General features: G+C 73.0%; 28 protein-coding genes. 14 read left to right on the top strand and 14 right to left on the bottom strand.

Annotated elements, in window-relative coordinates:
- The first annotated feature begins 2 nt into the window (after window positions 1-2).
- Window positions 3-623 carry a hypothetical protein gene (locus tag JI751_RS01770; protein ID WP_201932667.1) on the top strand — a complete coding sequence of 207 codons (621 nt, stop codon included), beginning with the start codon at window positions 3-5 and terminating at the stop codon, window positions 621-623.
- Window positions 624-678: 55 nt separating this feature from the next.
- On the opposite strand, the gene JI751_RS01765 is transcribed toward JI751_RS01770, so the two are convergent.
- The 3 genes from JI751_RS01765 to JI751_RS01755 form a co-directional block, all read right to left on the bottom strand.
- Entirely contained in the window at window positions 679-3,099 is a 2,421-nt protein-coding gene (locus JI751_RS01765) for an ABC transporter permease (RefSeq protein ID WP_201932662.1), read from the bottom strand.
- Window positions 3,099-3,845, bottom strand: a complete 747-nt coding sequence (locus tag JI751_RS01760) for an ABC transporter ATP-binding protein (protein WP_201932660.1) — start codon at window positions 3,843-3,845, stop codon at window positions 3,099-3,101. The genes JI751_RS01765 and JI751_RS01760 overlap by 1 nt, the downstream gene beginning before the upstream one ends.
- Before the next feature lie 167 nt (window positions 3,846-4,012).
- Window positions 4,013-4,861, bottom strand: coding sequence for an SDR family oxidoreductase (locus tag JI751_RS01755; protein WP_201932657.1), 849 nt, complete (start codon window positions 4,859-4,861; stop codon window positions 4,013-4,015).
- 83 nt (window positions 4,862-4,944) lie between these two features.
- On the opposite strand from JI751_RS01755, the gene JI751_RS01750 reads away from it, so the two are divergent.
- A complete protein-coding gene (locus tag JI751_RS01750) occupies window positions 4,945-5,673 on the top strand; it encodes a TetR/AcrR family transcriptional regulator (protein ID WP_307813698.1) in 729 nt (242 codons plus the stop codon).
- Here the strand turns inward: JI751_RS01750 and JI751_RS01745 are convergent.
- On the bottom strand, window positions 5,646-6,308 hold the full coding sequence (locus JI751_RS01745; RefSeq protein ID WP_201932655.1) for a response regulator: 663 nt from the start codon (window positions 6,306-6,308) through the stop codon (window positions 5,646-5,648). The two genes, JI751_RS01750 and JI751_RS01745, sit on opposite strands and share 28 nt — an antisense overlap.
- The gene (locus tag JI751_RS01740; RefSeq protein ID WP_201932653.1) at window positions 6,305-7,456 is read right to left on the bottom strand and encodes a sensor histidine kinase; all 1,152 of its coding nucleotides are present in this window, start codon (window positions 7,454-7,456) and stop codon (window positions 6,305-6,307) included. The genes JI751_RS01745 and JI751_RS01740 overlap by 4 nt, the downstream gene beginning before the upstream one ends.
- Before the next feature lie 92 nt (window positions 7,457-7,548).
- On the opposite strand from JI751_RS01740, the gene sp36 reads away from it, so the two are divergent.
- From sp36 to JI751_RS01720, 4 genes are all read left to right on the top strand, one after another.
- Complete coding sequence (gene sp36 / locus JI751_RS01735; protein WP_168218378.1) at window positions 7,549-7,701, top strand: Sp36 family protein; 153 nt, start codon at window positions 7,549-7,551, stop codon at window positions 7,699-7,701.
- A 1-nt stretch (window position 7,702) separates the two neighbouring features.
- Window positions 7,703-8,158 (top strand): RidA family protein, encoded by a 456-nt coding sequence (locus JI751_RS01730; protein ID WP_201932651.1) that lies wholly within the window; start codon window positions 7,703-7,705, stop codon window positions 8,156-8,158.
- 4 nt (window positions 8,159-8,162) lie between these two features.
- Window positions 8,163-9,032, top strand: a complete 870-nt coding sequence (locus JI751_RS01725; protein WP_201932649.1) for an NUDIX hydrolase — start codon at window positions 8,163-8,165, stop codon at window positions 9,030-9,032.
- Window positions 9,033-9,093: 61 nt separating this feature from the next.
- Window positions 9,094-9,879, top strand: coding sequence for an MBL fold metallo-hydrolase (locus tag JI751_RS01720; protein ID WP_201932647.1), 786 nt, complete (start codon window positions 9,094-9,096; stop codon window positions 9,877-9,879).
- Here the strand turns inward: JI751_RS01720 and JI751_RS01715 are convergent.
- Window positions 9,866-10,447: a hypothetical protein gene (locus tag JI751_RS01715; RefSeq protein ID WP_201932644.1), complete on the bottom strand. Its 582-nt coding sequence runs from the start codon at window positions 10,445-10,447 to the stop codon at window positions 9,866-9,868. The genes JI751_RS01720 and JI751_RS01715 overlap by 14 nt on opposite strands.
- 131 nt (window positions 10,448-10,578) lie before the next feature.
- Here JI751_RS01715 and JI751_RS20765 point away from each other — a divergent pair, with 131 nt between their 5' ends.
- Together JI751_RS20765 and JI751_RS01705 are read left to right on the top strand one after the other, a co-directional pair.
- Entirely contained in the window at window positions 10,579-11,982 is a 1,404-nt protein-coding gene (locus JI751_RS20765) for a helix-turn-helix transcriptional regulator (protein ID WP_236665516.1), read from the top strand.
- 9 nt (window positions 11,983-11,991) lie between these two features.
- Window positions 11,992-12,519 (top strand): TIGR03086 family metal-binding protein, encoded by a 528-nt coding sequence (locus JI751_RS01705; protein ID WP_201932641.1) that lies wholly within the window; start codon window positions 11,992-11,994, stop codon window positions 12,517-12,519.
- 64 nt (window positions 12,520-12,583) lie between these two features.
- Here JI751_RS01705 and JI751_RS01700 read toward each other — a convergent pair whose 3' ends face one another.
- The 5 genes from JI751_RS01700 to JI751_RS01680 form a co-directional block, all read right to left on the bottom strand.
- Window positions 12,584-13,894 (bottom strand): WD40 repeat domain-containing protein, encoded by a 1,311-nt coding sequence (locus JI751_RS01700; RefSeq protein ID WP_201932639.1) that lies wholly within the window; start codon window positions 13,892-13,894, stop codon window positions 12,584-12,586.
- Entirely contained in the window at window positions 13,891-14,388 is a 498-nt protein-coding gene (locus JI751_RS01695) for a SigE family RNA polymerase sigma factor (RefSeq protein WP_307813695.1), read from the bottom strand. Before JI751_RS01695 ends, JI751_RS01700 begins: the two co-directional genes overlap by 4 nt.
- Before the next feature lie 67 nt (window positions 14,389-14,455).
- The gene (locus tag JI751_RS01690) at window positions 14,456-15,682 is read right to left on the bottom strand and encodes a hypothetical protein (RefSeq protein WP_201932637.1); all 1,227 of its coding nucleotides are present in this window, start codon (window positions 15,680-15,682) and stop codon (window positions 14,456-14,458) included.
- The gene (locus tag JI751_RS01685; protein WP_201932636.1) at window positions 15,679-16,170 is read right to left on the bottom strand and encodes a SigE family RNA polymerase sigma factor; all 492 of its coding nucleotides are present in this window, start codon (window positions 16,168-16,170) and stop codon (window positions 15,679-15,681) included. The genes JI751_RS01690 and JI751_RS01685 overlap by 4 nt, the downstream gene beginning before the upstream one ends.
- Before the next feature lie 78 nt (window positions 16,171-16,248).
- The gene (locus tag JI751_RS01680; protein ID WP_201932635.1) at window positions 16,249-16,926 is read right to left on the bottom strand and encodes a Crp/Fnr family transcriptional regulator; all 678 of its coding nucleotides are present in this window, start codon (window positions 16,924-16,926) and stop codon (window positions 16,249-16,251) included.
- 222 nt (window positions 16,927-17,148) lie between these two features.
- Here JI751_RS01680 and nth point away from each other — a divergent pair, with 222 nt between their 5' ends.
- From nth to JI751_RS01660, 4 genes are all read left to right on the top strand, one after another.
- Entirely contained in the window at window positions 17,149-17,805 is a 657-nt protein-coding gene (gene nth, locus JI751_RS01675; RefSeq protein WP_201934471.1) for an endonuclease III, read from the top strand.
- Window positions 17,802-18,410, top strand: coding sequence for a TlpA family protein disulfide reductase (locus JI751_RS01670; protein ID WP_201932632.1), 609 nt, complete (start codon window positions 17,802-17,804; stop codon window positions 18,408-18,410). The genes nth and JI751_RS01670 overlap by 4 nt, the downstream gene beginning before the upstream one ends.
- 94 nt (window positions 18,411-18,504) lie before the next feature.
- A complete protein-coding gene (locus tag JI751_RS01665) occupies window positions 18,505-19,212 on the top strand; it encodes an NUDIX hydrolase (RefSeq protein WP_307813693.1) in 708 nt (235 codons plus the stop codon).
- A gap of 4 nt (window positions 19,213-19,216) precedes the next feature.
- Window positions 19,217-20,392 carry a MarP family serine protease gene (locus tag JI751_RS01660; RefSeq protein ID WP_201932630.1) on the top strand — a complete coding sequence of 392 codons (1,176 nt, stop codon included), beginning with the start codon at window positions 19,217-19,219 and terminating at the stop codon, window positions 20,390-20,392.
- Between the two features lie 38 nt (window positions 20,393-20,430).
- On the opposite strand, the gene JI751_RS01655 is transcribed toward JI751_RS01660, so the two are convergent.
- Complete coding sequence (locus JI751_RS01655; protein ID WP_201932628.1) at window positions 20,431-20,865, bottom strand: phage holin family protein; 435 nt, start codon at window positions 20,863-20,865, stop codon at window positions 20,431-20,433.
- A 180-nt stretch (window positions 20,866-21,045) separates the two neighbouring features.
- On the opposite strand from JI751_RS01655, the gene nhaA reads away from it, so the two are divergent.
- Window positions 21,046-22,443, top strand: a complete 1,398-nt coding sequence (nhaA, locus tag JI751_RS01650; protein WP_201932627.1) for a Na+/H+ antiporter NhaA — start codon at window positions 21,046-21,048, stop codon at window positions 22,441-22,443.
- A 43-nt stretch (window positions 22,444-22,486) separates the two neighbouring features.
- On the top strand, window positions 22,487-22,918 hold the full coding sequence (locus JI751_RS01645) for a VOC family protein (protein WP_201932625.1): 432 nt from the start codon (window positions 22,487-22,489) through the stop codon (window positions 22,916-22,918).
- Between the two features lie 106 nt (window positions 22,919-23,024).
- On the opposite strand, the gene JI751_RS01640 is transcribed toward JI751_RS01645, so the two are convergent.
- Together JI751_RS01640 and JI751_RS01635 are read right to left on the bottom strand one after the other, a co-directional pair.
- Window positions 23,025-24,158, bottom strand: a complete 1,134-nt coding sequence (locus JI751_RS01640) for a sensor histidine kinase (protein WP_201932623.1) — start codon at window positions 24,156-24,158, stop codon at window positions 23,025-23,027.
- A 61-nt stretch (window positions 24,159-24,219) separates the two neighbouring features.
- Window positions 24,220-24,906, bottom strand: coding sequence for a response regulator transcription factor (locus tag JI751_RS01635; RefSeq protein WP_201932621.1), 687 nt, complete (start codon window positions 24,904-24,906; stop codon window positions 24,220-24,222).
- Between the last annotated feature and the right edge of the window lie 5 nt (window positions 24,907-24,911).

Below are 24,911 nucleotides of genomic sequence, written 5' to 3'. Positions count from 1 at the left end.
TCGTGACGATCCAGCACTCTCCCGCTCCCGCCCGCTCCGACGTCGGCACCCCGGCTCCGACGGGCTCCAGCCCCCGCCACCCGTACGCCGTCCACGGCCGGGTCCTCACCGCCGGCGCCCTCGCCTGGTCGGCCTCCATGGCCTTCACGGGTCTCAACCCGGACGACACCGCCGGCCTCGTCATCCAGAGCCTGGGCGCAGGCCTCTTCCAGATCGGCCTCTTCTTCCTGCTCCGCACCCTGTGGCGCACCCGGGCGCTCGGCGAGGGCCGGCTCGCTCGAGGCGTGCTGCGCGTCGAGGCCGCTGCCGTGGCGCTCGCCATCGGTTCGACCTTCGTCGACGCCATCCAGGTCTCCGACCTGAGCCAGCCTGGCTGGGCGGCGCTCGACGCCTTCTGGCCCCTCTCGATGATGGGCATGTTCTTCATCGGCATCCGGATCGCCGTCGCGGGCCGGTGGAAGGGCGCCTCGCGCTGGTGGCCGATGGTCGCCGAGAGCTGGGCGGTCGTCACCATCCCGACCCTGGGCATCTTCGGCGAGTCCGCTGCGAACGTCGTGGCCTGCCTGCACCTCGTGGTGGGCTACGCCGTGCTCGGCGTGCTGGTCGCTCGTAAGACCGACTGACCGGCGCACGACGCAGGCCCCGGACCGCGCGGTCCGGGGCCTGCCTGTCGTGCGGTCAGTCCAGCGCCAGCCCGGCGGCCGGGGTGACGCGGGCCGCCCGGCGGGCCGGTAGGACGCACGCTGCCAGGCCGGCGACCGCAGCCACCAGCGCGATCGCGGCCAGCTGCCCGACCGGGATCCTCATCGTCACCCCCTCGACGACGGGGCTGATCATCACTCGCACCCCGACCCAGGCGAACACCAGCCCGATCGCCGTCCCCAGGACGGTGGCGACCGTCGAGAGCAGCAGTCCCTCCACTGCCATGGCCCGGCGCAGCTGCCGTCGGGTCAGGCCCATCGCCCGGAGCAGGGCGTTCTCCCGGCTCCGCTCGAGGACGGACAGGCCGAGCGTGTTCCCGATACCGATGAGCGCGATCAGCACGGCGATGCCGAGCAGCCCGACCACGGCCCCGGTCGTGATGTCCACCTGGAGGTCGACCCACGCGCGGTCGCCGTACCCGCCGCCGAGGACGGCCTGGTTGCCGGCCAGTGCCGCGAGGTCGCCGTCGAGGTCCTCCGCGTCGGCCCCCGGGGTGGCACGCACCCACGTCGCCACGGGTCGCGGGTCCGCGGTGAGCTCGGCCAGGGTGGCGACCGACACGAGGCCGGCCTGGCCCCACTCGGGACCGAGTCGCACGTCGAGGACGTGCTCGCGGCCGTCGACCCTCAGGGCGATCCGCTGGGACTCGAGGACCCGGTCGGCGACGCGCCGCGGCCACGAGTCGACCACGTCGAGGGACAGCAGGATCGTGCCGTCGGGCGGCGAGAGGTCGGTGGGTCCGCGCACCACGTCGGGGCGTCCGTCCACGCCGGCCACGGTGAGCGCCTCGCCGTCGACCGACGCGAGGACGCCGTCGAGGGTCGCGATGTCGGCCACGCCGTCGACCGCTGCGGTGCGCTCGACGAGCTGGTCGTCGAGCGGCGCGTCCACGGCGGTGAGCGTCACGTCGAGCGGGTAGTCGGTGTCCATCGCCTCGTCGAGCCCGGTCCGCGACGACGCCAGGCCGGTGAGGATGGCCGTGGTGAGGGTGACGCCCACCAGGAGCGACGCTGCCGTGGTGGCCGTACGCCGCGGGTTGCGCACCGCGTTGCCGGCGGCGAGGCGGCGTACGGGTCCGGTCCCGAGGAGGCGACTCGCACCGGTCAGCAGTGCCGGGACCAGCCACGGTCCGAGCAGCAGCACCCCGACGAAGGCGATCATCCCGCCGGAGAGCATGACCACGACGGATGCGAGCGACCCCGTCGTCACGGCGAGGGCGAGCAGACCGCTGCCCGAGCCGACGCACAGCAGCGCGAGGGCGACGCGCAGCCGGCCGGCCCGCGCCCGGACGTCCGGGCCGGTGTCGGGACGGAGGGCGGCGAGCGGTGGCACCCGGGTGACCTGTCGGGTGGGCAGCCAGGCGGCCGCGAGCGTGACGAGCACGCCGGTCGCGGCGGCGCCGACGACCCACCTCGGGTCCAGTGCCGCCGCGCCCATGTCGTCGAACCACAGACGCACGAGCGCGACCAGGCCGAGGCCGCCGAGCGCCCCGACAGCGACCCCCACGGCGGAGGCTGTCGCGCCTACCACGAGCGCCTCGACCCGGACCGAGCGACGGAGCTCGCGTGGCGTGACCCCGACGCATCGCAGCAGGGCGAACTCGCGCATCCGCTGGGCGAAGAGGATCGAGAAGGTGTTGGCGATGACGAGCACCGCGACGAAGAAGGCGATGGCGACGAAGACCAGCGCCAGGACGGCGATGACGTCGACGCCGCGCGAGATCTCCTTCTGCCGCTCGGCGACCCAGGTGTCCCGGTCCTGCACGGAGGCGCCGGGCACGAGGCGCTCCGCGACCTCGGTCGACCCGCCCCACGCGACCGCGTCCGCCCACAGGGTGTCGCGGAAGCGCTCGAGGGTGGGCCAGGGGACGTAGAGGTCGGCCCCCATCGCCGCCGGGCTGTCGACCAGCCCGACCACCTCGACCTCGGTGGCGGCCCGACCCGAGCCGATGCGCAGGACGTCGCCCACGACGACGCCGACGCGCTTCGCGGCGTTGACGTCGGCGACGGCCTCGTCGGCCGCGGCGGCCGTCCGCCCGTCCTCGACCTCCTGCCACTGCAGGCCGGGCCTGAGTGACGCCTCGGCGATGTCGGCCGACCGGCTGAGCTGGACCCCGTCACGCGAGACCGGCTCCATCGCGTAGCCCAGGACCAGCGCGGGCACGCCGTCCTCGGCCGCGCCGTCCATCAGCCGGACCGCGTCGCGCGCGTCGTCGACGCCCACGACGTGGTCGACGCCGACGACCGGGGCGCCGACGTCGGCGGTGAGCCCGGACCGCGTGGCCCCGGTGAGCATGCCGGTCACCACCACGAAGGCGACGCCGATCACGACCGCGACGGACGCGGCGACGTACCTCCTGGTGTGGTGGCGCAGCGACGCCAGCAGCACCCCGCGCATCAGGCGCCCCGCCCGGCCAGCGCAGCGACGAGCTCGTCCTGGCCGGGGTCGGTGAGGTGGGCGGTGACCGAGCCGTCGTGGATCACGACGACGTCGTCGGCGTACGCCGCTGCGGCGAGCTCGTGCGTCACCATCACGACCGTCATGCCGAGCTCGCATACCGAACGGCGGAGGTGGCCGAGCACCTCGGCGCTGGCCTCGCTGTCGAGGTTGCCGGTCGGCTCGTCGGCGAACACGATGTCGGGCTGCGTGACGAGCGCGCGGGCGATGGCCACGCGCTGCTGCTGGCCGCCGGAGAGCTGGCTGGGCAGGTGGCCGAGCCGGTCGCCGATCCCGAGGACGGCGACGACCTGGTCGTAGCGCTCGCGGTCGACCGGGCGGCCGGAGAGCTCGAGCGGGAGCACGATGTTCTGCCCGGCGGTGAGCATCGGCAGCAGGTTGAACGCCTGGAAGACGAAGCCGATGTGCTCGCGCCGGAAGAGGGTGAGCGCGGTGTCGTCGAGGCCCGCGAGGTCGCGACCGGCGACCGTGACGGTCCCGGCCGTGACGGCGTCGAGACCTGCGAGGCAGTGCATGAGGGTGGACTTGCCGGAGCCGCTCGGGCCCATGATCGCGGTGAACCGGCCGGCCGGCAGGTCGAGGTCGATGCCCCGCAGGGCCTGCACGGCGCTGTCGCCGTCGCCGTAGGTGCGGGTGAGGCCGCGGGCACTCGCCGCGGTGCTGGTTGTCTGGGCTGTGGTCGTCATGGGGTCAACGCTCGTCGTTCGCGACCTCGGGATCGTCGGCCCGCGGGAGTCACCTCGCGTCGGTCCGGGGACGGAGGCCGGGCGTCGTCGTACGACCGTGGGAGGACGCGGCACCCGAGCACGCGGCAGGACCAGGTGGCCCGGAGGGCGTCCTCGGAGGCCGGGTGTCAGGCCGACACGAGGGCGTCCTCCGCCGTCCGGGGCGTGCGGCCGAGGAGCTCGCCCAGCAGCGGGTCGGTGCCGGCGAAGTAGCCCGCCTGCGCGGCGCGGTAGAACCCGAGGAGGAAGCCCGACATGCGCTCCGGCGCACCGGCAGCGGCTTGCGCAGCGAGCCACTCGTCCTCGGTCAGCGGCGTGAAGGTGACGCTGCGGCCGGCGACCTCTGACGCGGTCGCGGCGAGCTCGGTGAAGGTCGGGGCGGCGGGCGCCGTCAGGGTCGTCGGGCCGTCGAAGGGCCGGTCCGAGAGCAGGATCGTGGCGGCTGCCTCAGCGACGTCCTCGCGTGCGGTCCACGACACTGGGCCGTCGCCGGGCACTGCGATCGTGCCCGTCTCACGCCAGGGCCCGGCCAGCCACTGCAGGCTGTGCGCGTAGAAGCCGTTGCGCAGGGAGGTCCACGGCACGCCGGAGGCCGCGAGGAGCTGCTCGGTGGCGAAGTGGACCGCGCCGGGGTGGAACGGGTTGTCGGGCGCCGCAGCCTGGTGGCTGGTGTAGAGGATCCGACCCACTCCGGCGGACGCGGCGGCCCGGATCGCGTCACCGTGCAGTGCCACGGTGTCGGCCGCGGGGTCGTTGGACGAGACGAGCAGCAGCTGGTCCGCGCCTTCGTAGGCAGCGGGGAGGGAGGCGGCGTCGGCGTAGTCACCCTGCCGCACCTCGACGCCGAGGCGGACGAATCGGTCGGCCTTGGTGACGTCGCGGGCGACCACGACGATCTCGCTGGGGGGAACGTGCTGGAGCAGGTGGTCGACGGTCGCGCCGTTGAGTGCGCCCGTGGCGCCGGTGACGATGATCATTGGTACGTCCTTCTTGTTACCGTTGATAACGCCACGATAGACATGCGCGATCGTCGATATCAAGACGCCGTTATCCTTGCTACGTGAGCGCACCACGCACGGACACGCGACGGGCCATCGTGGACGGGGCCGCCCGCCTGCTCCGCGAGGGTGGTCCGACCGCAATGACGACGCGTGGGGTCGCCGAGCTCGCCGGGGTGCAGGCCCCGACCATCTATCGCCTCTTCGGTGACAAGGACGGTCTCCTCGAAGCCGTCGCCGAGCACGTGATGGCGAGCTTCGTCGCCGACAAGACGGCCGAGATGGCAGCCTCGTCCGCGGCTGACGTCGACCCCGTGGACGACCTGAGGGCCAGCTGGCGACGCCAGGTGGACTTCAGCCTCGCGAATCCGGCGGTGTTCCGGTTGCTCAGCGACCCGGACCGGGTGGTCGGCTCGCCGGCTGCGCGTGCCGGGCGCGAGGTCCTCGCCTCGCGGGTGCACCGGCTGGCCGTCGCCGGTCTGCTGCTGGTGCCGGAGTCGCGGGCCGTCGACCTCATCCACGCGGCGGGGGTCGGCGTGATCCAGGCCCTGCTGGCCACCCCGGCCGATCAGCGTGACCCGGGGCTCGGTGAGGCGATGATCGACGCCGTCCTGGGTGCGATCCTGGTGGACGCCCCTGAGCAGCGCGAGGAGCCGAACGGTTCGCTCACCGCAGCCGTCTCACTCCGTGCGGTGGCCCCTGACCTCGACGTCCTCAGCCCGTCGGAGCGCCAGCTGCTGGTCGAGTGGCTCGACCGTGTGGCTCACGGCGTGACGAGGCCCGTCTCGTAGCCGAGCACCACCAGCTGGACGCGGTCGCGGGAGCCGGTCTTGGCCAGGATCCGGCCGACGTGGGTCTTCACCGTGGTCTCGGCGACGACGAGGTCGGTCGCGATCTCGGTGTTGGTCAGCCCGCGGGAGATGAGGGTCAGCACCTCGATCTCGCGCTCGGTGAGCAGGGCGAGGCGGTCGTCCGCCCCGGTCGGACCGGTCTGGTCGGGGAGGCCGGCGAAGTGGTCGAGCAGCCGCCGGGTGGTGCTCGGGGCGACGACGGCGTCGCCGGCCATCACCGCGCGGATCGCGCCGAGCAGGTCGGGCGGCGCGGCGTCCTTGAGCAGGAAGGCCGACGCGCCCGCGCGGATGGCGGCGAAGGCGTGCTCGTCGAGGTCGAAGGTGGTCAGCACGATCACCCGCGGCGCATCGGGCGTCGCGAGCAGCCGACGCGTGGCTTCGACACCGTCGAGGCGCGGCATCCGGACGTCCATCAGCACGACGTCGGCCGCGGTGACCGCCAGCCGCTCGAGTGCCTCGCCGCCGTCGCCCGCCTCACCGACGACCACCATGTCGTCCTGGCTCTCGACGAGCATCCGGAAGCCGGCGCGCACCATCTGCTGGTCGTCGACGAGGAACACCCGGACCGCGCTCACAGCGGCAGCCTCGCAGAGACCACGAACCCGCCACCGGCGGCAGGTCCGGCCTCCAGCACGCCACCGTGCGCGGCGGCCCGCTCGCGCATCCCGACGAGGCCGAGCCCGCGCCCGTCGGACGCACTGCTCGCCGCACCACGTCCGTCGTCGCGCACCTCGACCTCGAGGTCGTCCCCGACGGCGACGCGCACCGCGACGGTCGCGCCCGGGCCGGCGTGCTTGCGGACGTTGGTGAGCGCCTCCTGCACGATGCGGTACGCCGCCAGCGCGGCGCCGTCGGGCACCTCGGTCCCGCCAGGAGGCAGGTCGGCGTCGACCCGCGTGCCCGCACCGCGCGCCTCGGCCACCAGGTGGCGTACGTCGTCGAGGCCGGGCTGCGGTGCCACACCGGTGTCGCCGTCACGGAGCAGGCCGAGCAGCCGGCGCATCTCAGTGAGCGCCTCGCGTCCGGTGGTGGAGATCGTCTCGAGCGTCCCGGTCGCGACGTCGGGGTCCTTCGCCGCGGCGTAGCGTGCCCCGTCGGCCTGGACCACGATCACCGACAGCCCGTGCGCGACGACGTCGTGCATCTCTCGCGCGATGCGCGACCGCTCGTCGCGGGCGGCCAGCTCGACCTCGCGCTCGGCCATCCGCTCGGCCTGCTCGGCGCGCGCGACCAGCGAGGCGACGTACCGCTCGCGCTGCTGCCCGGCGAACCCCAGCGCCCAGGCAGCCGTGACGATCGCACTGATCGTCACGGCATAGGGCGCGAGGTTGCCCGGTGTGAGGTCGCCTGCGCCGAAGCCGAGCAGCCAGCGGACCGAGGCGACCAGCGCACCTGCGTACCCGACGAGCAGTGCGGTGACGCCCTGCCAGCGTGGCGCCCAGCGGGCGACGGAGTAGACGGCGACGGGAAAGGCGAGCTGCCCGACGACCGGCTCCTCCACGACGACCGCCTGCGCGAGGCTTGCCGCGGCGACCGCGAGGAAGACGGGCCACGCGTGCCGTCGGCGCCAGAGCAGGGGGAGGGCCTCGAGGACGGTGAAGACCGTCGACGCGGTCTGGCCGGCGACCACGTGGCCGGCGGCGAGGAGGACCAGCAGGCCGACGGCGGCCCGGTCGAACCAGCGCTGACCCCGCGGGCCGAGTCGCCACGGGTGCCGGTCCATGGGGCGAACGTTAGACCGCCGCTCGGCCGTGCGCGTCCGACCGTGGGAGGACGGCGGAGGCGTGCCCGTCGGTCCCGAGTAGGGTGCGATCCATGACCCAGTGGGAATACCAGGTGGCGCCGATTCCGCTCCACAACGAAGCGCTCATGCTCAACAACTTCGGCCAGGACGGCTGGGAGCTGGTGGCCATCCACACCAACGCCCAGGGCGGCCTGGTGGCCTTCCTCAAGAAGCCGAAGGCCTGACATGGGTGCGGAGGCACGCCTGGTCGAGCTGGGCATCACCGTCCCCGAGGTCGTCCCGCCGGTCGCGGCCTACCAGCCCACCGCGCGCACCGGCAACCTCGTCTTCACCGCCGGCCAGCTGCCCGCCCGCGACGGCGAGATGATCGCGGTCGGCAAGCTCGGCGGCGAGGTCACCGAGGAGCAGGGCTACGAGTGCGCCCGCCAGTGCGCGCTCAACGCACTGGCCGCGGTCAAGGCCGAGATCGGCTCGCTCGACGACGTGAAGCGCGTCGTCAAGGTGGTCGTCTTCGTCGCCTCGACGCCCGACTTCACCGGCCAGCCCAAGGTCGCCAACGGTGCGTCCGAGCTGCTCGGCGAGGTCTTCGGCGAGGCCGGCAAGCACGCCCGCTCGGCCGTCGGCGTCGCCGTGCTGCCGCTCGACGTGCCCGTCGAGGTCGAGATCACCGTCGAGGTCTGAGGGCATGGAGCGTCTGCCACTCCCGGAGGCGCTCGTCGCCCAGGCCAGGTCGTACGCCGAGGGCTCTGCGACGCCCGCCGAACCGCGGGACGCCGCCACGGTGGTCCTGCTGCGTCCCGGCGCGGATTCCTCCACGGGTCCGGAGATCTACCTGCTCCGGCGCCAGACCTCGATGGCCTTCGCCGGCGGGATGTGCGTCTTCCCCGGCGGTGGCGTCGATCCGCGCGACTACGCCGCCGACCTGGTCGACCGCGGCCTGTGGGCCGGCCCGACGCCGGCGGAATGGGCCTCGCTGCTCGGAGTCGACGAGCCCAAGGCGCGGGCGCTCGTCTGCGCTGCCGTGCGCGAGACCTTCGAGGAGTCGGGCGTCCTGCTGGCGGGGGCGGGTCCCGATGAGGTCGTCGCCGACACGACCGGTGCCGACTGGGAGGCCGACCGCGTCGCCCTGGAGTCGCGCGAGCTGTCGATGACGGCGTTCCTCGAGAAGCGGTCGCTGGTGCTGCGCACCGACCTGCTCGGCCCGTGGTCCGGCTGGCTGACGCCGGTCTTCGAGCCCCGTCGCTACCGCACGTGGTTCTTCGTCGCCGTCCTGCCCGAGGGCCAGGTCACCCGCGACGTCTCGTCGGAATCGTCGGCCGTGCAGTGGACCGCTGCCATGGATGCCGTCGAGCAGGTCGAGCAGCAGCAGATGATGATGATGCCGCCGACCTGGCTGACCTGCCTCGACGTCGGACAGCACGCCGACGTCGACGCCGTGCTGCGCGAGTCGCGCGACCGGACGGTCGACATCTACACGCCGGAGGTCGTGCGCGACGGGGACGACTGGATCCTCTCGACGCCGCCGCACTACAGCGCACTCATGGCGTCACGATGATCACCCCACGACGTTCTTCTCCGCCGCTGCGCTCCCCCGAACAACGCCGCAGGGACCCCGAATGAGCGCGTGGACCGGGGGCTCGTTCGGGGCGACCGGCACCTGCGTGCTGGCGCCCAACGCCAGCATCATGACCCTCGACGGCACCAACACCTGGGTGCTGCGCGACCCCGACTCGTCGCGGTCGGTGGTCGTCGACCCCGGTCCCTCGATCGACGCCCACCTCGACGCGATCGACGCGGCCGCCGGCGACGTCGCGGTCGTGCTGCTGACCCACCACCACGCCGACCACAGCGAGGCCGCCCGGGAGTACGCCGAGCGGCACGGGTGCGGCGTACGCGCGCTGGACCCGGCGCACCGGCTCGGCTCCGAGGGGCTCGGTGAGGGCGACGTCGTGGCGGTCGGCGGGCTCGAGGTGCACGTCGTCGCGACGCCGGGGCACACGTCCGACTCGCTGTCCTTCGTGGTCCCGCAGGACCGCGCGGTGCTGACCGGCGACACCGTCCTCGGCCGCGGCACCACCGTCGTCGCCCACCCCGACGGGGAGCTGGGGGCCTACCTCTCCTCCCTCCGGCGCCTGCACGCGCTCTGCGGCGAGCAGGGCATCACCACGGTCTGGCCCGGTCACGGCCCGGTCATCGACGACGCCCTCGGGGCGATCGACTTCTACCTCGCCCACCGCGAGCAGCGCCTCGAACAGGTGCGCGCCGCGCTGGCGACCCTGCCCGAGCAGGACGACCCGGCGCGCGCCGTGGTCGAGATCGTCTACGCCGACGTCGACCCGGTGCTGTGGGGTGCGGCCGAGCTCTCGGTCCGCGCCCAGCTGGCCTACCTCACGTCGTCGTAGCGCGACGGGCCCACAGCAGGCTGCCGAAGGCGACGACGAGCGCCACGTTGACCGGCACGGCCACGACGCCGATGTTGCCGATGTGGGCGATCGGCCACGCCACGATGGCCGCGAGGACGAGCGCCGCCTGCCACCGGTGGCCGAGGCGGGCCAGCGCCCACGCGACGAGGGCGAAGGACAACGGGAAGAAGAGGCCGAGCGGCTTGATCAGGTTGGCCGCGCCGGGCTGGTCGACGAGCGAGGCGTCGCCGAGCGAGAGATGGATGGCGTCGAAGCCGTAGGCGCTGTTGCCGACCGTGCCGATCACGCCGGTGAGCACGATCGCCGCGGCCAGGCGGGAGGTCCGGGGCAGCCGGGACGCGACGGCCAGGACGACGAGGCCGTACGCCATCGCGCCGAGCACGTGCAGCACCCCGGCGGTGGGGTCGTCCCAGCCGCGGACGGCGTACGTCGTGTCGGCGGCGAGGTAGAGGAGGGGTGCGACCGCGAGCGAGCCGGCGAGCAGCCGGTCGGTCGGGGTGGGCGCTGTGGCCTGGGTGGCGCCGGTGTCGGCGAAGAGGATGGTCATGCGTCCACGCTGGCGATGCGGCCGGCGGAGGACCACGGGGTTGACCCTGGACTCCGCTACCGGCCCGGTTTGAGTCCGGTTCCAGGGAGAACCCTGTGCCCTGCCGGCCCGTCCGGTGCCACGATGGCGCCATGAGCAGCACCCGGCTCCCGCGCGGCCTCGTGCCGCTGCTCGTCGTGAGCGGGTGCGTGCTGCTGGTGTCGTGGGGCCTGGCCGAGGGCCTCTGGCTGAGCAACCTCCACAACGGCCTGCTGGGGCTGTCGTTCTCCCTCGTCGGGGCCTACGTCCTCCTCCAGCGCCGCGACCACCCGGTCGGGGTGCTGATGCTCGCGGCCGGCGCGATGGCGGCCGTGATGTTCTGGGGCCGCCAGCTCGCCCACGCCGCCGACGCCACCGACCGGGGCGCGGTGCAGTGGGCCGCCTGGCTCGGCGTCTGGCCGATCGCGGCCAACATCGCGCTCGTGACGCTCGCGGTGCTCGTCTTCCCCGACGGCCGCCTGCCGTCGCCGAGGTGGCGTCCGGTGGCCCGGCTCGTCGTCGCCGTCGCGGTCGTCTGCTCGACGCTGTCGATGCTGTGGCCGGTGGAGTACGCCTCGGCCGGCGTGGCGCTCCCGCACCCCTTCGCCGGGGGTCCGCCCGCAGTGGTCGACGCCGTGTGGACGGTGCTGGCCCACCCGTCCTACGCCGTCCTCCAGCTGCTGTGGCCCCTCGCGATCTGGATGCGCTGGCGTGGCGCGACGGGCTGGGTACGCCTCCAGCTCGCGTGGCTGCTCCTGGGCGGCGCCGGTGCCGCGCTGGTGCTGGTCGTCGGGCTGGTCGGGTGGCGCTCGCCGACGCCGGGACTGCTCGCCGTCACGCTCGTCCCGGTGGTCGCCGGGCTGGCGGTGGTGCACGGCCGGCACGCCGCGGCGTACGCCGCCCTGACCTGGATGTCGCGTCGCGGTCCCGCAGCCGACGACCTGCCCACCGACCTCGCCCGCGCGACGTCGGAGGCACTGGGTGCCCCGGCGACGCTGTGGCTCGGGTCGGCCGCCGAGCTCCGCCCGGTCGGCGTACACCCGCCGAGGGCGGACGACCCCGCCCCCGTGGCGACAGCGGACCTCGGTGCGCGCGTGCACCGGCGGGTCGACCTCGACGGCGAGCGGGTCGGAGCGCTCACGGTGGACCGCGCCGAGGTGTCGCCCGCCGAGGGGCGGATCCTCGACGACCTCGCCGCCCAGGCGGCGCTGGTGCTCCAGCACCTCACCCTCGGCGAGCTGGTCGAGCGGGAGCGTCGCGCCGGACACCTCGAGGCGCTCACCCCGCGCGAGCGCGAGGTGCTCGAGCTGATGGCCGAGGGGCTCTCCAACGCCGCGATCTGCGAGCGGCTGCACCTGTCGGTGAAGACCGTCGAGCCGGCGGTGGGCTCGGTGTTCGCCAAGCTCCGGCTCCACCAGCAGCCCGACACCAACCGCCGCGTGCTTGCGGTGCTGGCCTACCTCCGCTCGGTCGACGTACCCGCTGAGGGGGTTGCGCCCCGGGCGTCCCGGGAGTGAGGTGGGGCCATGGACTCTCCCGTGGACCAGCTGGCGAAGGCGCTCGACCAGGCCGAACGGGCGCTCGGCACCGTTGCCGACGACAACCTCGACCACCCCACCCCGTGCTCCGACTGGACGGTGCGGCAGCTCGCCGCGCACGTCGCCGTGGGGCCGGGCACGTGGGCGCGCATGGCGCGCGGCGAGGAGGTGGACTGGAGCGCGATCCCCGACGTCCCGGACGGCGAGTGGACCTCCACCTTCCGCGCCGGGGCCGACGAGCTGCTCGAGTCGATGCGCGGTCTCCCCGAGGAGCAGCAGGGCAACGCGGCCTTCCAGGTCGCGGAGTACGCCGTGCACTCGTGGGACCTCGTGCAGGGCACCGGCGGTGCGGTGGACCTCGACGACTCCCTCGCCGAGACCGGGCTCGCCGCGATGCAGGGCGGGCTGACCGACGAGAACCGCCGGGGTGCCTTCGGGACCGAGGTGTCCGTGCCGGCGGACGCGTCGGCGTACGAGCGGCTCGCCGCGTTCTCCGGGCGGGACCCGCGGGCCTGACTGCCGGGTAGTTCAGGGGAAGGCGGTCGCCGGATGGCCTTCAGGACAGCCGTCTCACCCTGAACTACATCCCGGTCAGGCGGCGCCAGAGCCAGCGCAGGGCCAGGAGCACGGCGATCGCTGCCGCCACGCCGAGGCCGATGATCCACGAAATGTCGCGCTCCGGCGGTGGCGGGAAGTCGTACGTCAGCTCCTGCGACGACGTGCCGTCGAGGTCGGGGACCAGGTCGACCGCCAGGCTGAGCGTCGCGGCAGGCCCGACCTCGACCACGCCGACCGAGCGGCGCCACGTGCTGGTCGCATCGACCGCAGGCGTCGTGACGACGAGCTCGGCGACGTCGGGGTTGCTCGACTCCTGCACCAGCAGCAGCTGGAGCCGGTCGTCCAGCCAGCCCTGCGGCACGACGAACCCGTCCTCGAAGGTGCCGGCCGGGAACGGGTGCTCCAGCAGCTCCTCGGCGTCGATGTCGTAGGTGTACGACGCTGGACTGAGCGAGGAGCGCAGGGCGATCTGGCGCCCGTCGGGGGAGAACCGTCCGATCCCGAACCCGACGCCCCCCAGCTCCCGCTTGCTCGCGAGGGGTACCACGTCGCCCGTGCCGTAGATCCGCTCGAAGCCGCCGGACGCCCGGCTGAAGACCAGGGTCCCGTTGGCATCGACCGCCACGTCCTGGATGTTGCCGAACAGCTGCTGGGCCTGGCTGTCGGGCTCCGGTCCGGGGCGCAGGCGGCCCACCCACACCTCGGGTGAGTCATCGCAGATCCAAGCCAGCCACGACGAGTCGGACGACCACGACATCTCGCGCAGCCGCAGCCCCGCGATCGGCGGGAGGGGGCGGTAGGTGCTCGTGTCGCCGGTGACGAGGTCGAGCACGCCGACCGTGGCCCGACCGTCCTCGTCGTCGGCCCCCTGCCAGGCGAGGCGGGCACCGTCGGGGGACAGGGCGAGCGACTGGTTGACCCGGACCTCGTCCGGGTCCTGGCTGTTGGTCACCCAGCCCGCCAGGTCGAGCTCGTGGGGCACGCCGTCGACGGCGGTGATGACGACCGGCTCGCTGCTCTGCGAGATGAACGCCGCCGATGCCCGCCCCACCGCCAGGTCGCCCTCGGGGTCGAGGTCACCGGGGTCGACGATCGAGCGCGGGATCGCACCGCCCTCGACCACCTCGCCCGACGCCGTACGCGCCTCGCGGTCGTCACCTCCGACCAGGGTTGCAGTGCCTGCGACCGAGACGACGATCGCCAGCACGGCCGCGACCACGAGGACCTGTCCCCGGCGACGGGCGGCGACGCCCCGCTGCCAGAGGTCGTCGTCGACGGGCAGGGGGTCGACCGCGTCGCCCACGCGGTGCATCTGGGAGCGGAGGTCGTTCATCGGTCTGCTCCGATCAGCTCGGCCAGCTCGGGCGCGAGCGTCCGCAGCCGGGCCAGCGACTGGCGGGTCGTCGACTTCACCGTCGACGTCGAGAGCCCGAGCGCGCGCGCCGTCTCGACCTCGGTGAGGTCCTCGTAGAAGCGCAGCACCAGCACGGTGCGCTGCTTGGGCGTCAACCGGGCGAGCGCCTGGTCGAGCGTGAGCCGGAGGTCGGTGTCGGTGGCCGGGACCGCGCCGTCGTACGACTCCAGCGGGGACTCGGCGAGCTTGCGGCGCCGCCACCACGAGATGTTCTGGTGGTACATCGCCCGCCGGACGTAGGCCTCCGGCGAGGTGTGGATCCGCCGCCAGTGCCTCACGGCCTGCATCAGCGCGGCCTGCACCAGGTCCTGGGCGAGGTGGTGGTCCCCGGTCAGGAGGTACGCCGTGCGTGACAGCGCGGCGCTGCGGGCAGCGACGAACTCGTCGAAGCCTGCTGCGTCATTCGTGATCACGGTGCCCCCTTTCACGACGTACGACGCAGGCGCGGGCCGTGCCGGGTGGCACCAGGCGCGAGAAACTCTAGGCGCGCTTGACCATCATCCGGATGAAGGCGACGCCGACGAGCAGGATCAGCAGCCCGCTCATGATGACCCGCGCGACCATCCCGCTGGAGTCGCCCATCGGCTGCTCCTGTGCGAAGTCCCGGGTGAGCTGCTGGTCGGGGTCGCCGGTGAGGTCGGGGACGAGGTCGACGGCGATGCTCATGCTGAGAGCGGGAGGCAGCCGAGGCAGGAACTCGCGGTAGTCCACGTCGGACCCGGGTCTCTCGGGCGAAGCGATCAGGACCAGCCGCGGGTGCTCGACGACGTCGCTCTGCGGGGGGTCGATCGAGGCGACCAGGACGTCGTGCTCGACCCAGCCGATCGGCTGGACCACCGCGCCCTCCGGGTAGCGGTCGGCAGGAAGCTCGCTGACGGGGTCCGTGCCGGTCGCGGTCTCGAACTGCACGGCGTCGACGATGTCCGCGCTGTCCGGGATCACTGCGCTGACCCCACCGCCCGGCGCGACGATCCCGGTGAAAGGTGACGTGCCCGCGTCGCTCGTGGCCGGGTCGACGGTCCAGCCGACGGTCGGGGGCGGGTTCGTCCGCGTGGTTCTGCTCGTGGGCCTGCCGTAGACGTCGACCGCGATCCGGCCGTCGGCGGTCCACGACACGGCGAGCGGCGTGCCGGTGCCGGGAGGCGGCTCCACGAGGTCGCTCTCACCTGTGGTGAGATCGACGATGCGGTACCACGAGGTGATGAAGGTCTTCTGGCCCGGTTCGCGCTCGTCGACCGTCACCGTCGGATAGGCGAGCCGCCGTCCGTCCGGGGAGAGCGCCAGCCAGGAGCGGCGAGCGCTCTTCCCGGCGACCCGGAAAGCCTGTTGCGTCGGGAAGTCCGGCAGGAGCGTGCGGTGGGCCTTGCCGGTCGCTGCGTCGACCAGGACGGGCGTGGCGTCCTGGTCGACGTACGCCACCGAGGCGCTGCCGATGGCGAGGTCGGTGAGGAAGTCGTGCTCGGTGGGCGGGATGCGGCTCGGGAGTGCCCCGCCTGGCACGTCAGCCGGCTGCGGCGCCTGCCGGTCGGGACCTGTGGCGATCGCGCCGACCCCGACGACGAGCGCGACGACGGCGATCGCTGCGGCACCTCGGACGACGCGGGAGGTCCGCCGCGCGCGACGACCGCGGTCCCATGCGGACGGGTCGGGTGAGAAGGTCTGGGTCTCGGCGAGGGCGGTGAGCTCCTCGCGCAGGTCGGTGCTCATGCGTCTGCTCCCACCAGGTCGGCGAGCTCGGGGGCCAAGGCGCGCAGCCGCCGCAGGGCGTCGCGCGACATGGACTTGACCGCGCCGCTGGAGATGCCCAACTCGGCGGCCGTCTGGACCTCGGTGAGGTCCTCGAAGTAGCGCAGCACCAGCACCGTGCGCTGGCGGGGCGTGAGCCGGCGCAGGGCCTGCTCGAGGGTCAGCCGCACCGTCGGGTCGGCCGCGGGCACCGGGGCGTCGTACGACTCGAGAGGCGTCTCCGACAGCTTGCGGCGACGCCACCAGGAGATGTTCTGGTGGTACATCGTGCGCCGCACGTAGGCCTCGGGCGAGGTCTCGATGCGCTCCCAGTGCTTCGCCGCCTGCACGAGCGCGGCCTGCACGAGGTCCTCGGCGAGGTGGTGGTCACCAGTGAGGAGGTACGCCGTCCGCGCGAGGGCAGGACCGCGTGCGCGCACGAACGCGTCGAACCCGGATCGATCGGTCATCAGTCCCCCTTCACCTCGTCAGACGCACGGAGGCGTCTGGCCGGGGGTCGGGTCGGACGAAAAGTTGCGGAAGAACTTTCAGCGCGCGCGGCGGGAGAGGCGCTCGAGGTCCATGATCACCACGGAGCGGGGCTCCAGGCGCAGCCAGCCGCGCGAGGCGAAGTCGGCGAGCGCCTTGTTGACCGTCTCGCGGGAGGCGCCGACCAGCTGGGCGAGCTCCTCCTGGGTGAGGTCGTGGTGGACGTGGACACCGTCGTCGGCCGTACGGCCGAAGCGGTCGGCGAGGTCGAGGAGCGCCTTGGCGACGCGGCCCGGGACGTCGGAGAAGACGAGGTCGGCGACGACGTCGTTGGACTTGCGCAGGCGCGAGGCGAGCTGCGACAGCAGGCCGCGGGCGACCTGCGGGCGGCCCTCGAGCCAGCGGAGCAGGTCGTCGTGCGACAGCGAGCCGAAGGTCGCGTCGGTGACGGCGGTGACGGTCGCCGAGCGCGGGCCCGGGTCGAAGAGCGAGAGCTCGCCGAACATCTGGCCGGGGCCCATGATCGCCAGCAGGTTCTCGCGGCCGTCGGAGGAGGAGCGGCCGAGCTTCACCTTGCCCTCGGTGACGATGTAGAGCTTGTCGCCGGAGTCGCCCTCGTGGAAGAGGACGTCGCCGCGCCGCAGCGTCGTCTCGGCCATCGAGCTGCCGAGGGCGGTGGCCGCCTCGTCGTCGAGCGAGCTGAACAGCGGTGCCTGCCGAAGCACGTCGTTGTCCACGTCATTCCTCCAAGTCGTCGGACCCGCTGGGTCGGGATGATCCTAGCCGTGCTCCACCTCACAGGTGCGATTCCACCCACACCTCACGGGTGAGCGGCCCACGCGGGACTGTCGGTGGCGGACCGTACGCTGGGGGCCGTGCCCGCCCCCAGGTCCACCGCGAAGGTCCCCCAGGTCCCGCCCGCCAAGCCCGACACGACGCTCGTGCGACGGGCCCGCCGGATGGACCGGATCCTCGCCGAGACCTATCCCGACGCCGCCGCGGAGCTCGACTTCACCAACCCGTTCGAGTGCCTGGTGGTCACGGTGATCTCGGCGCAGACCACCGACCGCCGGGTCAACGCGGCGAGCCCGGCGCTCTTCGCGGCCTACCCGACGCCCGAGGCGATGGCCGCCGCTCCCCGCGAGCACCTCGAGCAGCTGCTCGGCCCGCTCGGCTTCTTCCGCGCCAAGACCGACTCGGTGCTCAAGCTGAGCCAGGCGCTCGTCGAGGACCACGACGGTGAGGTGCCGGCCCGGCTCGACGACCTGGTCAAGCTGCCGGGTGTCGGCCGCAAGACCGCCAACGTCGTGCTGGGCAACGCGTTCGGCCTGCCCGGCATCACCGTCGACACCCACTTCGGCAGGCTGGCGCGTCGCTTCGGCTGGACCGAGGAGACCGACCCGGTCAAGGTCGAGCTCGCCGTCGCCGCGCTGTTCCCCAAGCGCGACTGGACGATGCTGTCGCACCACCTCATCTGGCACGGCCGCCGCCGCTGCCACGCCAAGAAGCCCGCCTGCGGAGCCTGCCCGCTCGCGAAGCTCTGCCCGTCCTTCGGCGCCGGCCCGACCGACCCGATCGAGGCGGAGAAGCTCGTCACCACCCAGGGCCCCGCGTGAGGAAGCTCCTCGCGGCGCTCCTGCTCGCCGCCACGCTGACCGCCTGCTCGTCCGACGGCGGCATCAGCGTGCGGCCGCCCGACGTGCAGGTCGACACCCCCGAGCTGCGCGCTGCCAAGGACCGGATCGGGATGCTCGACTGCGAGCCCGGCACCGGCGAGCCCGTCGAGGGTGGGCTGCCCGACCTGACGCTGCCGTGCCTCGGCGGCGGCCCCGACGTCGATCTCGCCTCGCTGCGCGGCCCCGCGCTGATCAACCTCTGGCAGGCGCGGTGCGAGCCGTGCCGGCTCGAGATGCCGGCCCTGGAGAAGTTCCACCAGCAGTACGGCGACGAGGTGGCCGTGATCGGCATCGACTTCAACGACGTGCAGCCGGCCGCCGCGATGGCGCTGGCCGAGGAGACCGGGGTCACCTACCCGTCGATCGCCGACCCCGGCGGCGACCTGATGACCGAGGAGGCCTTCGCCATCGGCCGGCGTGGCCTGCCGGCGTTCCTCTTCGTCGCCGCCGACGGCACGGTCGCGGGCACCTCGTCCGGCGGCGTCGACTCGGTCACCGAGGTCAAGGGCCTCGTCGCGGAGCACCTCGGGATCGATCTTGACTGAGAGCACCCCGCGACGTTCCTCTCCTCCGCTGCGCTCCTCCGGGCAACGTCGCGTGGACCCCGACAAGCCTGACCTCCCGGGTTGGCTCGCCCCCGTGGTCGAAGCCGCCTCGACGATCACCGTGCACGAGCTCACCCGCTTCATGCCGCCCGAGGACAGCGACCCCCGCCGCGGCGCCGTGCTGATGGTCTTCGCCGACCGCGAGGGGGCGCCCGAGGCCCCCGACGACCTCGCCCACCGCGGCGAGCTGCTGCTCACCGAGCGCGCCCACCACATGCGCTCCCACCCCGGGCAGGTGTCCTTCCCCGGTGGCGGGCTCGACGACGGCGAGACGCCCGAGCAGGCGGCGTTGCGCGAGGCCTACGAGGAGATCGGCCTCGACCCGGCCGAGGTCGAGGTCTTCGGCGAGCTGCCCGAGCTGTGGCTGCCGCCGAGCAACTTCGCGGTCACCCCGATCCTGGGCTACTGGCGACACCCCGGCGACGTACGCATCGCGAGCCCCGACGAGGTCCACGAGATCCACCGCGTCGCGATCGCCGACCTGCTCGACCCCGACAACCGGATCAACGTCCGCCACCCGAGCGGGTGGATGGGGCCGGGCTTCCTGATCGGTCCCGAGCGCGACGTGATCCTGTGGGGCTTCACGGCGGGGATCATCGCCCGGCTGTTCTCCTACCTCGGCTGGGGCGAGGACTGGGACAGGGCGCGGGTGCGTGACCTGCCGGACCACATGCTGCAGGGTGTGCCGAGAGGCACCGACCTCGCAGACAATCCAGCGCAGAACACCCGGCTCGAGGAGTAGTGCAGTGAACGTCCTCGACTGGTGCCTGCTCGCACTCGTGGGGATCTATGCCCTCTCGGGCTACTGGCAGGGCTTCATCACCGGGGCGTTCGCGACCGCGGGCCTCCTGCTCGGCGGCCTGCTCGGCATCTGGGCGGCGCCTCTCGCGCTCGGTGACGCCGCGCCGTCGCTGTGGGTGTCGCTCGGTGCGCTGTTCATCGTGATTGCCGCCGCGTCGCTGGGCCAGGCGCTGTTGCAGTACGCCGGTTCCCGCATCCGCGCGCGCATCACCTGGCAGCCGATCCGGGCCGTCGACGCCGTCGGTGGATCGGCCCTGAGCGCCGTCGCCGTGCTCCTCGTGGCGTGGGCGCTCGGGGTCGCGGTCTCCGGCACGCGGATCGGTGGGATCACGCCGCTCGTGCGCGACTCGACGGTCCTCGCGAAGGTCAACACCGTGCTCCCGGCCGACTCGAGCCGCGTGCTCCAGACCTTCAACAACGTGGTCGGCACGACGTTCTTCCCGCGCTACCTCGAGCCCTTCGCGCCCGAGCGCATCGTGGCGGTCAAGCCCGGCGACAAGCGGATGCTGACCGACCCCGACGTGGTCGTCGCACAGTCGAGCGTGGTCAAGGTCCGCGGCACCAACGGCTGCGGCGGTGGCGTCGAGGGCACCGGCTTCTTCTACGCGCCGGGCCGGCTGATGACCAACGCCCACGTCGTCGCCGGGGTCACCCGGCCCGAGGTCGAGGTGGCCGGCTCGACCGTCGTCGCCTCGGTCGTGCTCTACGACGCCGACCTCGACATCGCGGTGCTGGCCCTGCCGGACACCGGCGTGCCGCACCTCAGGCTCGACACCGAGGTCGGGCCCGGCGACAACGTCGCGGTGCTCGGCTACCCCGAGGACGGCCCCTACGACGTCGAGGCCGGCCGGATCCGGTCGCAGCAGCGTCTGCGCTCGCCCGACATCTACGGTGACGGCACGGTCATCCGGCAGGTCTACTCGCTCCGCGCGCTCATCCGCCCGGGCAACTCCGGTGGTCCGATCGTCACCTCGGGCGGCGACGTCGCGGGCATGGTCTTCGCCGCCTCGGTGAGCGACAAGGACACCGGCTACGCCCTGACCGCCGGCCAGGTGAGCGAGTCGGCGGCCAAGGGGCTCACCCGGGAGAGCCCGGTCGACACCGGCACCTGCGTGCGCTGACGCCGTAGGTCGTCACGCTCACCGCAGGAGCGGACGCGTCAGCCCTTGCCCTTGAGGGCGTTGGGGATCTGCTTGCCCTGCTTGATCGCCTTCTCCGGCGCCTTGACCTGCTTGACCTGCTTGATGCCGATGAAGGCGAGCAGCCCCGCGATCAGGAGGTAGACCCCGAAGACGATCAGGAACGCCCAGTGGAGGTCGAGGCCGCTGCCGTTCCAGTGGATGAAGTAGGCCAGGGAGACCGACAGCATGATGATCGCCAGCAGGCCGAGGAAGGCCGCTGCGGCGAAGAGGCCGATCCCGACACCGCCGTGCTTGACGCTGACCTTGAGCTCGCTCTTGGCGAGCTCGATCTCCTTGGAGATGAGCGTCGAGATGTCGCGCTGGGCGTCCATCACGAGCTTGCCGAGCGTCGGATCGGTGTCCTTGACGATGTCCCGAGCCTGGTTCGGTTCCGGGGAGATCTGGTGCGCCATGCGGAGCGATCCTTCGGTGTACGACGGAGGTGTGCTGTCGGTCGCGACCCTACCAACGGGCCCAGGGCCACCCGCCGCCGTCTAGACTGGGGGACAGGTGAGCCGGGAAGTCTGGTCGGCCCGCGGCGTGCAGTCGCGGTCATGCGTTACCCCGTCGACCTCCAAAGGATGCGCCCCACCATGGCATCGACTCCTCCCCACCGCGCGCCCGACGACGACCTCTGGCTCACCGGGCCGGTCTACAGCGAGAGCGACCGGCCGCTGGCGCGGTTCGTCGCGCGGCCGGTGCGTGAGTTCCTCCGGGTCGAGGCGGCCGGCTCGCTCCTGCTGCTCCTCGCCGCGGCGGTCGCCCTCGTGTGGGCCAACAGCCCGTGGGCGTCGTCGTACGACTCCCTGTGGCACACCCACCTCGTCCTCGACGTCGGCCCGCTGCACCTCGACGAGTCGTTGCAGCACTGGGTCAACGACGCGCTGATGGTGATCTTCTTCTTCGTCGTCGGCCTCGAGATCAAGTACGAGCTGGTCAACGGCGACCTGCGCGACCCGAAGACCGCGGCACTGCCGATCGTCGCCGCGATCGGCGGCATGGTCGTCCCGGCCGGCCTCTACCTCGCGCTGAACCCGCCCGGTAGCGACGGCAACGCCGGGTGGGGGATCCCGATGGCGACCGACATCGCCTTCGCGGTCGGGGTGCTCGGCATCCTCGGACGACGGATCCCGTCGGCGGCACGGCTGTTCCTGCTGACGCTCGCGATCGTGGACGACATCGGCGCGATCCTCGTGATCGCGGTGTTTTACACCAGCGACCTGTCCCTGGGCTGGCTGGCGATCTCGCTGGGGCTGCTCGCCGCGATGGTCGTGGCCCGGCTGCTGCGCGTGTGGACCGTCGTGGTCTACGCCGTGCTCGGGGTCGGGGTCTGGTTCGCCCTGCTCGAGTCGGGCGTGCACGCCACGCTCGCCGGTGTCGCGATCGGTCTGCTCGCCCCCGCGACCCCGTTGCTCGAGGAGCGCGTCGCCCGCGAGCACGCGCGCGCGGCACTGCGCGACAACAAGCTCGACCCCGACGAGCTCGCGCGGCTGCGGTTCCTGCTCAAGGAGTCGGTCTCGGTCGTCGAGCGGCTCATCAGCACGCTGCACCCGGTGTCGGCGTACGTCGTCCTCCCGGTCTTCGCGCTCGCCAACGCAGGCGTCGAGCTCGGCGCCATCGGCAAGGTCTTCACCGAGCCCGTGGGTCTCGGCATCATGCTGGGTCTCGTGCTCGGCAAGCCGGTCGGCATCTTCGCCGCGTCCTACCTGGCCGTACGCCTCGGGCTGGGTCGCATGCCCGACCGGACCACGTGGCCGATGCTGTTCGGCCTCGGCGCGGTCGGCGGGATCGGCTTCACCGTCTCGATCTTCATCGCCGGGCTGTCGTTCCCCGGCGCCGACCTGCTGACCGAGGAGGCCAAGATCGCGATCCTGCTGGCCTCCCTCCTCGCCGCCGTCGTCGGTGTGGCGGTCCTCCTCGCCGCCACCTCCCGAGGTAGTTCAGGGGAGGACGGTCGTCAGGAGGACGCGGACTCGACCGTCTCACCCTGAACTACACGTGTCTGAGAATCCGGCCAAGGGGTACGGGGGCGGCATGGCACTCGTGAACAGCACCGGCTACGCCCACGTCCGACTGACCGTCACCGACATCGCCCGGTCCAAGGAGTTCTACGACCGGCTCTTCGGCTGGCCCGCCGCGATCGACAACTCCGGGCGGGTCGACGAGCCCGGCGTGCGCGACTCCGCCGAGGAGTTCTTCGGCGGCACCGTCTACCAGACCCCGCAGGGCACGCTCTTCGGTCTCCGGCCGGTGGGGACGCAGGGGTTCGACCCCGACGCGACCGGCCTCGACCACGTCAGCTTCGCGGTCGACTCCCGCGGCGACCTCGACTCGGCGCTGACCGCGCTGGACGAGGCCGGCATCGAGCACGGCGAGATCATGGACTTCCCGGACGCCGGGATGGCCATCCTGTCGCTCCAGGACCCCGACGACATCAACATCGAGCTGACCGCGCCCCTCGGCTGAGGCGATACCTGAGGACGTGGTGGACGAGATCGGGGCCTGAACCCGTTCACTCCGTCCTCAGGTGTCCAGGGACGATCTGGCAGGTCGGACGGCCGGCCCGCGTCGGTCAGGCGGGGAGGACGACCCGGAACCGGCAGCCGGCGGCGGCGGGGACGTTCTCGACCGCTACCCGGCCGTGGTGGGCCTCGACGATCCCCTTGACGATCGCGAGGCCCAGGCCGGCGCGGGCGGTGTGGACGTCCTGGAGCTCGCTGCCCTCGGGCGTACGCGACGAGGTCCCGCGGTAGCCGACCTCGAACAGCCGGTCGCGCGCGTCGTCGGCGATCCCGCCGCAGCCGTCGGTGACCGCGAGCTCGACGCCGCCGTCGACCGGCCGCGCGATCACGTGGACCGAGCCGTCGGCCGGGGTGTGGCGGATGCCGTTGACGATGAGGTTGGCGAGCACGCGGGAGAGGCCGGCGGGGTCGGCGTCGACCTGGAGGCCGTGGGGCACCTCGCCGCCGAGCTGTACGCCGCGGGCGCGGGCGACCGGGTCGGCGGCGGCGATCGCCTCGCTGACGAGGTCGCCGAGGGAGATGGCCTGCGGCTCGACGACGAGCTGGCCGGCGTGGATGCGGGAGAGCTCGAAGAGGTCGTCGACCATCAGCACCATCCGGTCGACCTCGCCGCGGATCTGCCGGTGGTAGCGCGACGGCTCGACCGCGACGCCGTCCTCCAGGGCCTCGGCCATCGCCCGGATCCCGGCCAGCGGGGTGCGGAGGTCGTGGGACACCCACGACACGAGCTCGCGCCGCGAGTCCTCCAGCCGCTGCTCGCGCTCGCGGGCCTCGGCCAGTCGGCGGTTGGCGTCGGCGAGGTCGCTCGCGAGCCCCTGGAACTCCGCCGGCCCGTGGCGGCCGGCGACCACCGCGCCGCCGTCACCGACACGGCGTACCTCCTCGCGCAGCGACTGCGACCACCGCACCAGTGCGGTCGCCAGCACCAGCGCGACCGCGAGCGACACCACCGCGGCGGCGCTCGTCACGATGAGGACGACGGAGCGGTCGTGGTCGGAGATCAGCATCTGCCGCGAGATGGCCTGCACGCCCACCAGGACCGTGAGGGTGGTGACGACGCCGACCACGGCGAGCTGCCAGCGCAGCGAGCGGTGCCGCAGCAGCCAGCCGGCGAGCAGGCCGGCCAGGCCGACGGCGACCCCGCTCCCGATCGCGACGAGCCAGATCTCGGCGAGGTCGCTCATGCGGGGTCCCCGCGGCGTCGTGCGGAGGAGCGGAGCGGGGGAGCAGGACGTCGTGGGGTGTTCATGAGGTGGTCTCCCAGCGGTAACCGACGCCCCAGACCGTACGCAGCCGCACGGGGTTGGTCGGGTCGGGCTCGACCTTCTCGCGCAGCCGGCGGACGTGGACGGTGACGGTCGACTGGTCGCCGAACGACCAGCCCCACACCTGCTGGAGCAGGTCGTCACGCGAGAAGGCGACGCCCGGGCGTGACACCAGGAACGCCAGCAGGTCGAACTCCCGCGTCGTCAGCGCGGTCTCCGCGCCGCCCCTCGTCACCAGCCGCCGGGCGCGGTCGACGACGAGGTCGCCGTCGGTGAGGACGGTCGGGGTGCTCGTGTCGAGGCTGCCGGCCGAGCGCCGCAGGATCGAGTCGACGCGGAGCACCAGCTCGCGCGGGCTGAAGGGCTTGGTGACGTAGTCGTCCGCACCGATCTCGAGGCCGACCACGCGGTCCTGCTCACTGCCGAGGGCGGTGAGCAGGACGATGGGGACGTCGGAGGCGACGCGCAGCCGGCGGGCGACCTCGAGCCCGTCGAGCCCGGGCATCATCACGTCGAGCACGATCAGGTCGGCGGGCTCGTCGCGCACGGCGTCGAGGGCACCGGGGCCGTCGACGGCCTCGCGGACCTCGTGCCCGGCGGCGCGCAGGTAGGACACGACGACCTCGCGGACCGTGGCGTCGTCGTCGACGACCAGCACCTTCGGCATCCGCC

Source organism: Nocardioides baculatus (assembly GCF_016735675.1).
Taxonomy (GTDB): Bacteria; Actinomycetota; Actinomycetes; order Propionibacteriales; family Nocardioidaceae; genus Nocardioides; species Nocardioides baculatus.
This window is presented reverse-complemented; position numbering and strand designations above follow the sequence as displayed.

What these genes read in the sequence shown, in the direction of transcription:
- nth (WP_201934471.1), top strand. Translation starts at nt 17,149, where the DNA reads ATGGACCGGATCCTCGCCGAGACCTATCCCGACGCCGCCGCGGAGCTC.
- JI751_RS01715 (WP_201932644.1), bottom strand. Translation starts at nt 10,447, where the DNA reads ATGACCATCCTCTTCGCCGACACCGGCGCCACCCAGGCCACAGCGCCC.
- JI751_RS01755 (WP_201932657.1), bottom strand. Translation starts at nt 4,861, where the DNA reads ATGATCATCGTCACCGGCGCCACGGGCGCACTCAACGGCGCGACCGTC.
- JI751_RS01700 (WP_201932639.1), bottom strand. Translation starts at nt 13,894, where the DNA reads ATGAACGACCTCCGCTCCCAGATGCACCGCGTGGGCGACGCGGTCGAC.
- JI751_RS01690 (WP_201932637.1), bottom strand. Translation starts at nt 15,682, where the DNA reads ATGAGCACCGACCTGCGCGAGGAGCTCACCGCCCTCGCCGAGACCCAG.
- JI751_RS01685 (WP_201932636.1), bottom strand. Translation starts at nt 16,170, where the DNA reads ATGACCGATCGATCCGGGTTCGACGCGTTCGTGCGCGCACGCGGTCCT.
- JI751_RS01730 (WP_201932651.1), top strand. Translation starts at nt 7,703, where the DNA reads ATGGGTGCGGAGGCACGCCTGGTCGAGCTGGGCATCACCGTCCCCGAG.
- nhaA (WP_201932627.1), top strand. Translation starts at nt 21,046, where the DNA reads ATGGCATCGACTCCTCCCCACCGCGCGCCCGACGACGACCTCTGGCTC.
- JI751_RS01765 (WP_201932662.1), bottom strand. Translation starts at nt 3,099, where the DNA reads ATGCGCGGGGTGCTGCTGGCGTCGCTGCGCCACCACACCAGGAGGTAC.
- JI751_RS01705 (WP_201932641.1), top strand. Translation starts at nt 11,992, where the DNA reads ATGGACTCTCCCGTGGACCAGCTGGCGAAGGCGCTCGACCAGGCCGAA.
- JI751_RS01645 (WP_201932625.1), top strand. Translation starts at nt 22,487, where the DNA reads ATGGCACTCGTGAACAGCACCGGCTACGCCCACGTCCGACTGACCGTC.
- JI751_RS01740 (WP_201932653.1), bottom strand. Translation starts at nt 7,456, where the DNA reads ATGGACCGGCACCCGTGGCGACTCGGCCCGCGGGGTCAGCGCTGGTTC.
- JI751_RS01635 (WP_201932621.1), bottom strand. Translation starts at nt 24,906, where the DNA reads ATGCCGAAGGTGCTGGTCGTCGACGACGACGCCACGGTCCGCGAGGTC.
- JI751_RS01720 (WP_201932647.1), top strand. Translation starts at nt 9,094, where the DNA reads ATGAGCGCGTGGACCGGGGGCTCGTTCGGGGCGACCGGCACCTGCGTG.
- JI751_RS01655 (WP_201932628.1), bottom strand. Translation starts at nt 20,865, where the DNA reads ATGGCGCACCAGATCTCCCCGGAACCGAACCAGGCTCGGGACATCGTC.
- JI751_RS01640 (WP_201932623.1), bottom strand. Translation starts at nt 24,158, where the DNA reads ATGAGCGACCTCGCCGAGATCTGGCTCGTCGCGATCGGGAGCGGGGTC.
- JI751_RS01725 (WP_201932649.1), top strand. Translation starts at nt 8,163, where the DNA reads ATGGAGCGTCTGCCACTCCCGGAGGCGCTCGTCGCCCAGGCCAGGTCG.
- JI751_RS20765 (WP_236665516.1), top strand. Translation starts at nt 10,579, where the DNA reads ATGAGCAGCACCCGGCTCCCGCGCGGCCTCGTGCCGCTGCTCGTCGTG.
- JI751_RS01760 (WP_201932660.1), bottom strand. Translation starts at nt 3,845, where the DNA reads ATGACGACCACAGCCCAGACAACCAGCACCGCGGCGAGTGCCCGCGGC.
- sp36 (WP_168218378.1), top strand. Translation starts at nt 7,549, where the DNA reads ATGACCCAGTGGGAATACCAGGTGGCGCCGATTCCGCTCCACAACGAA.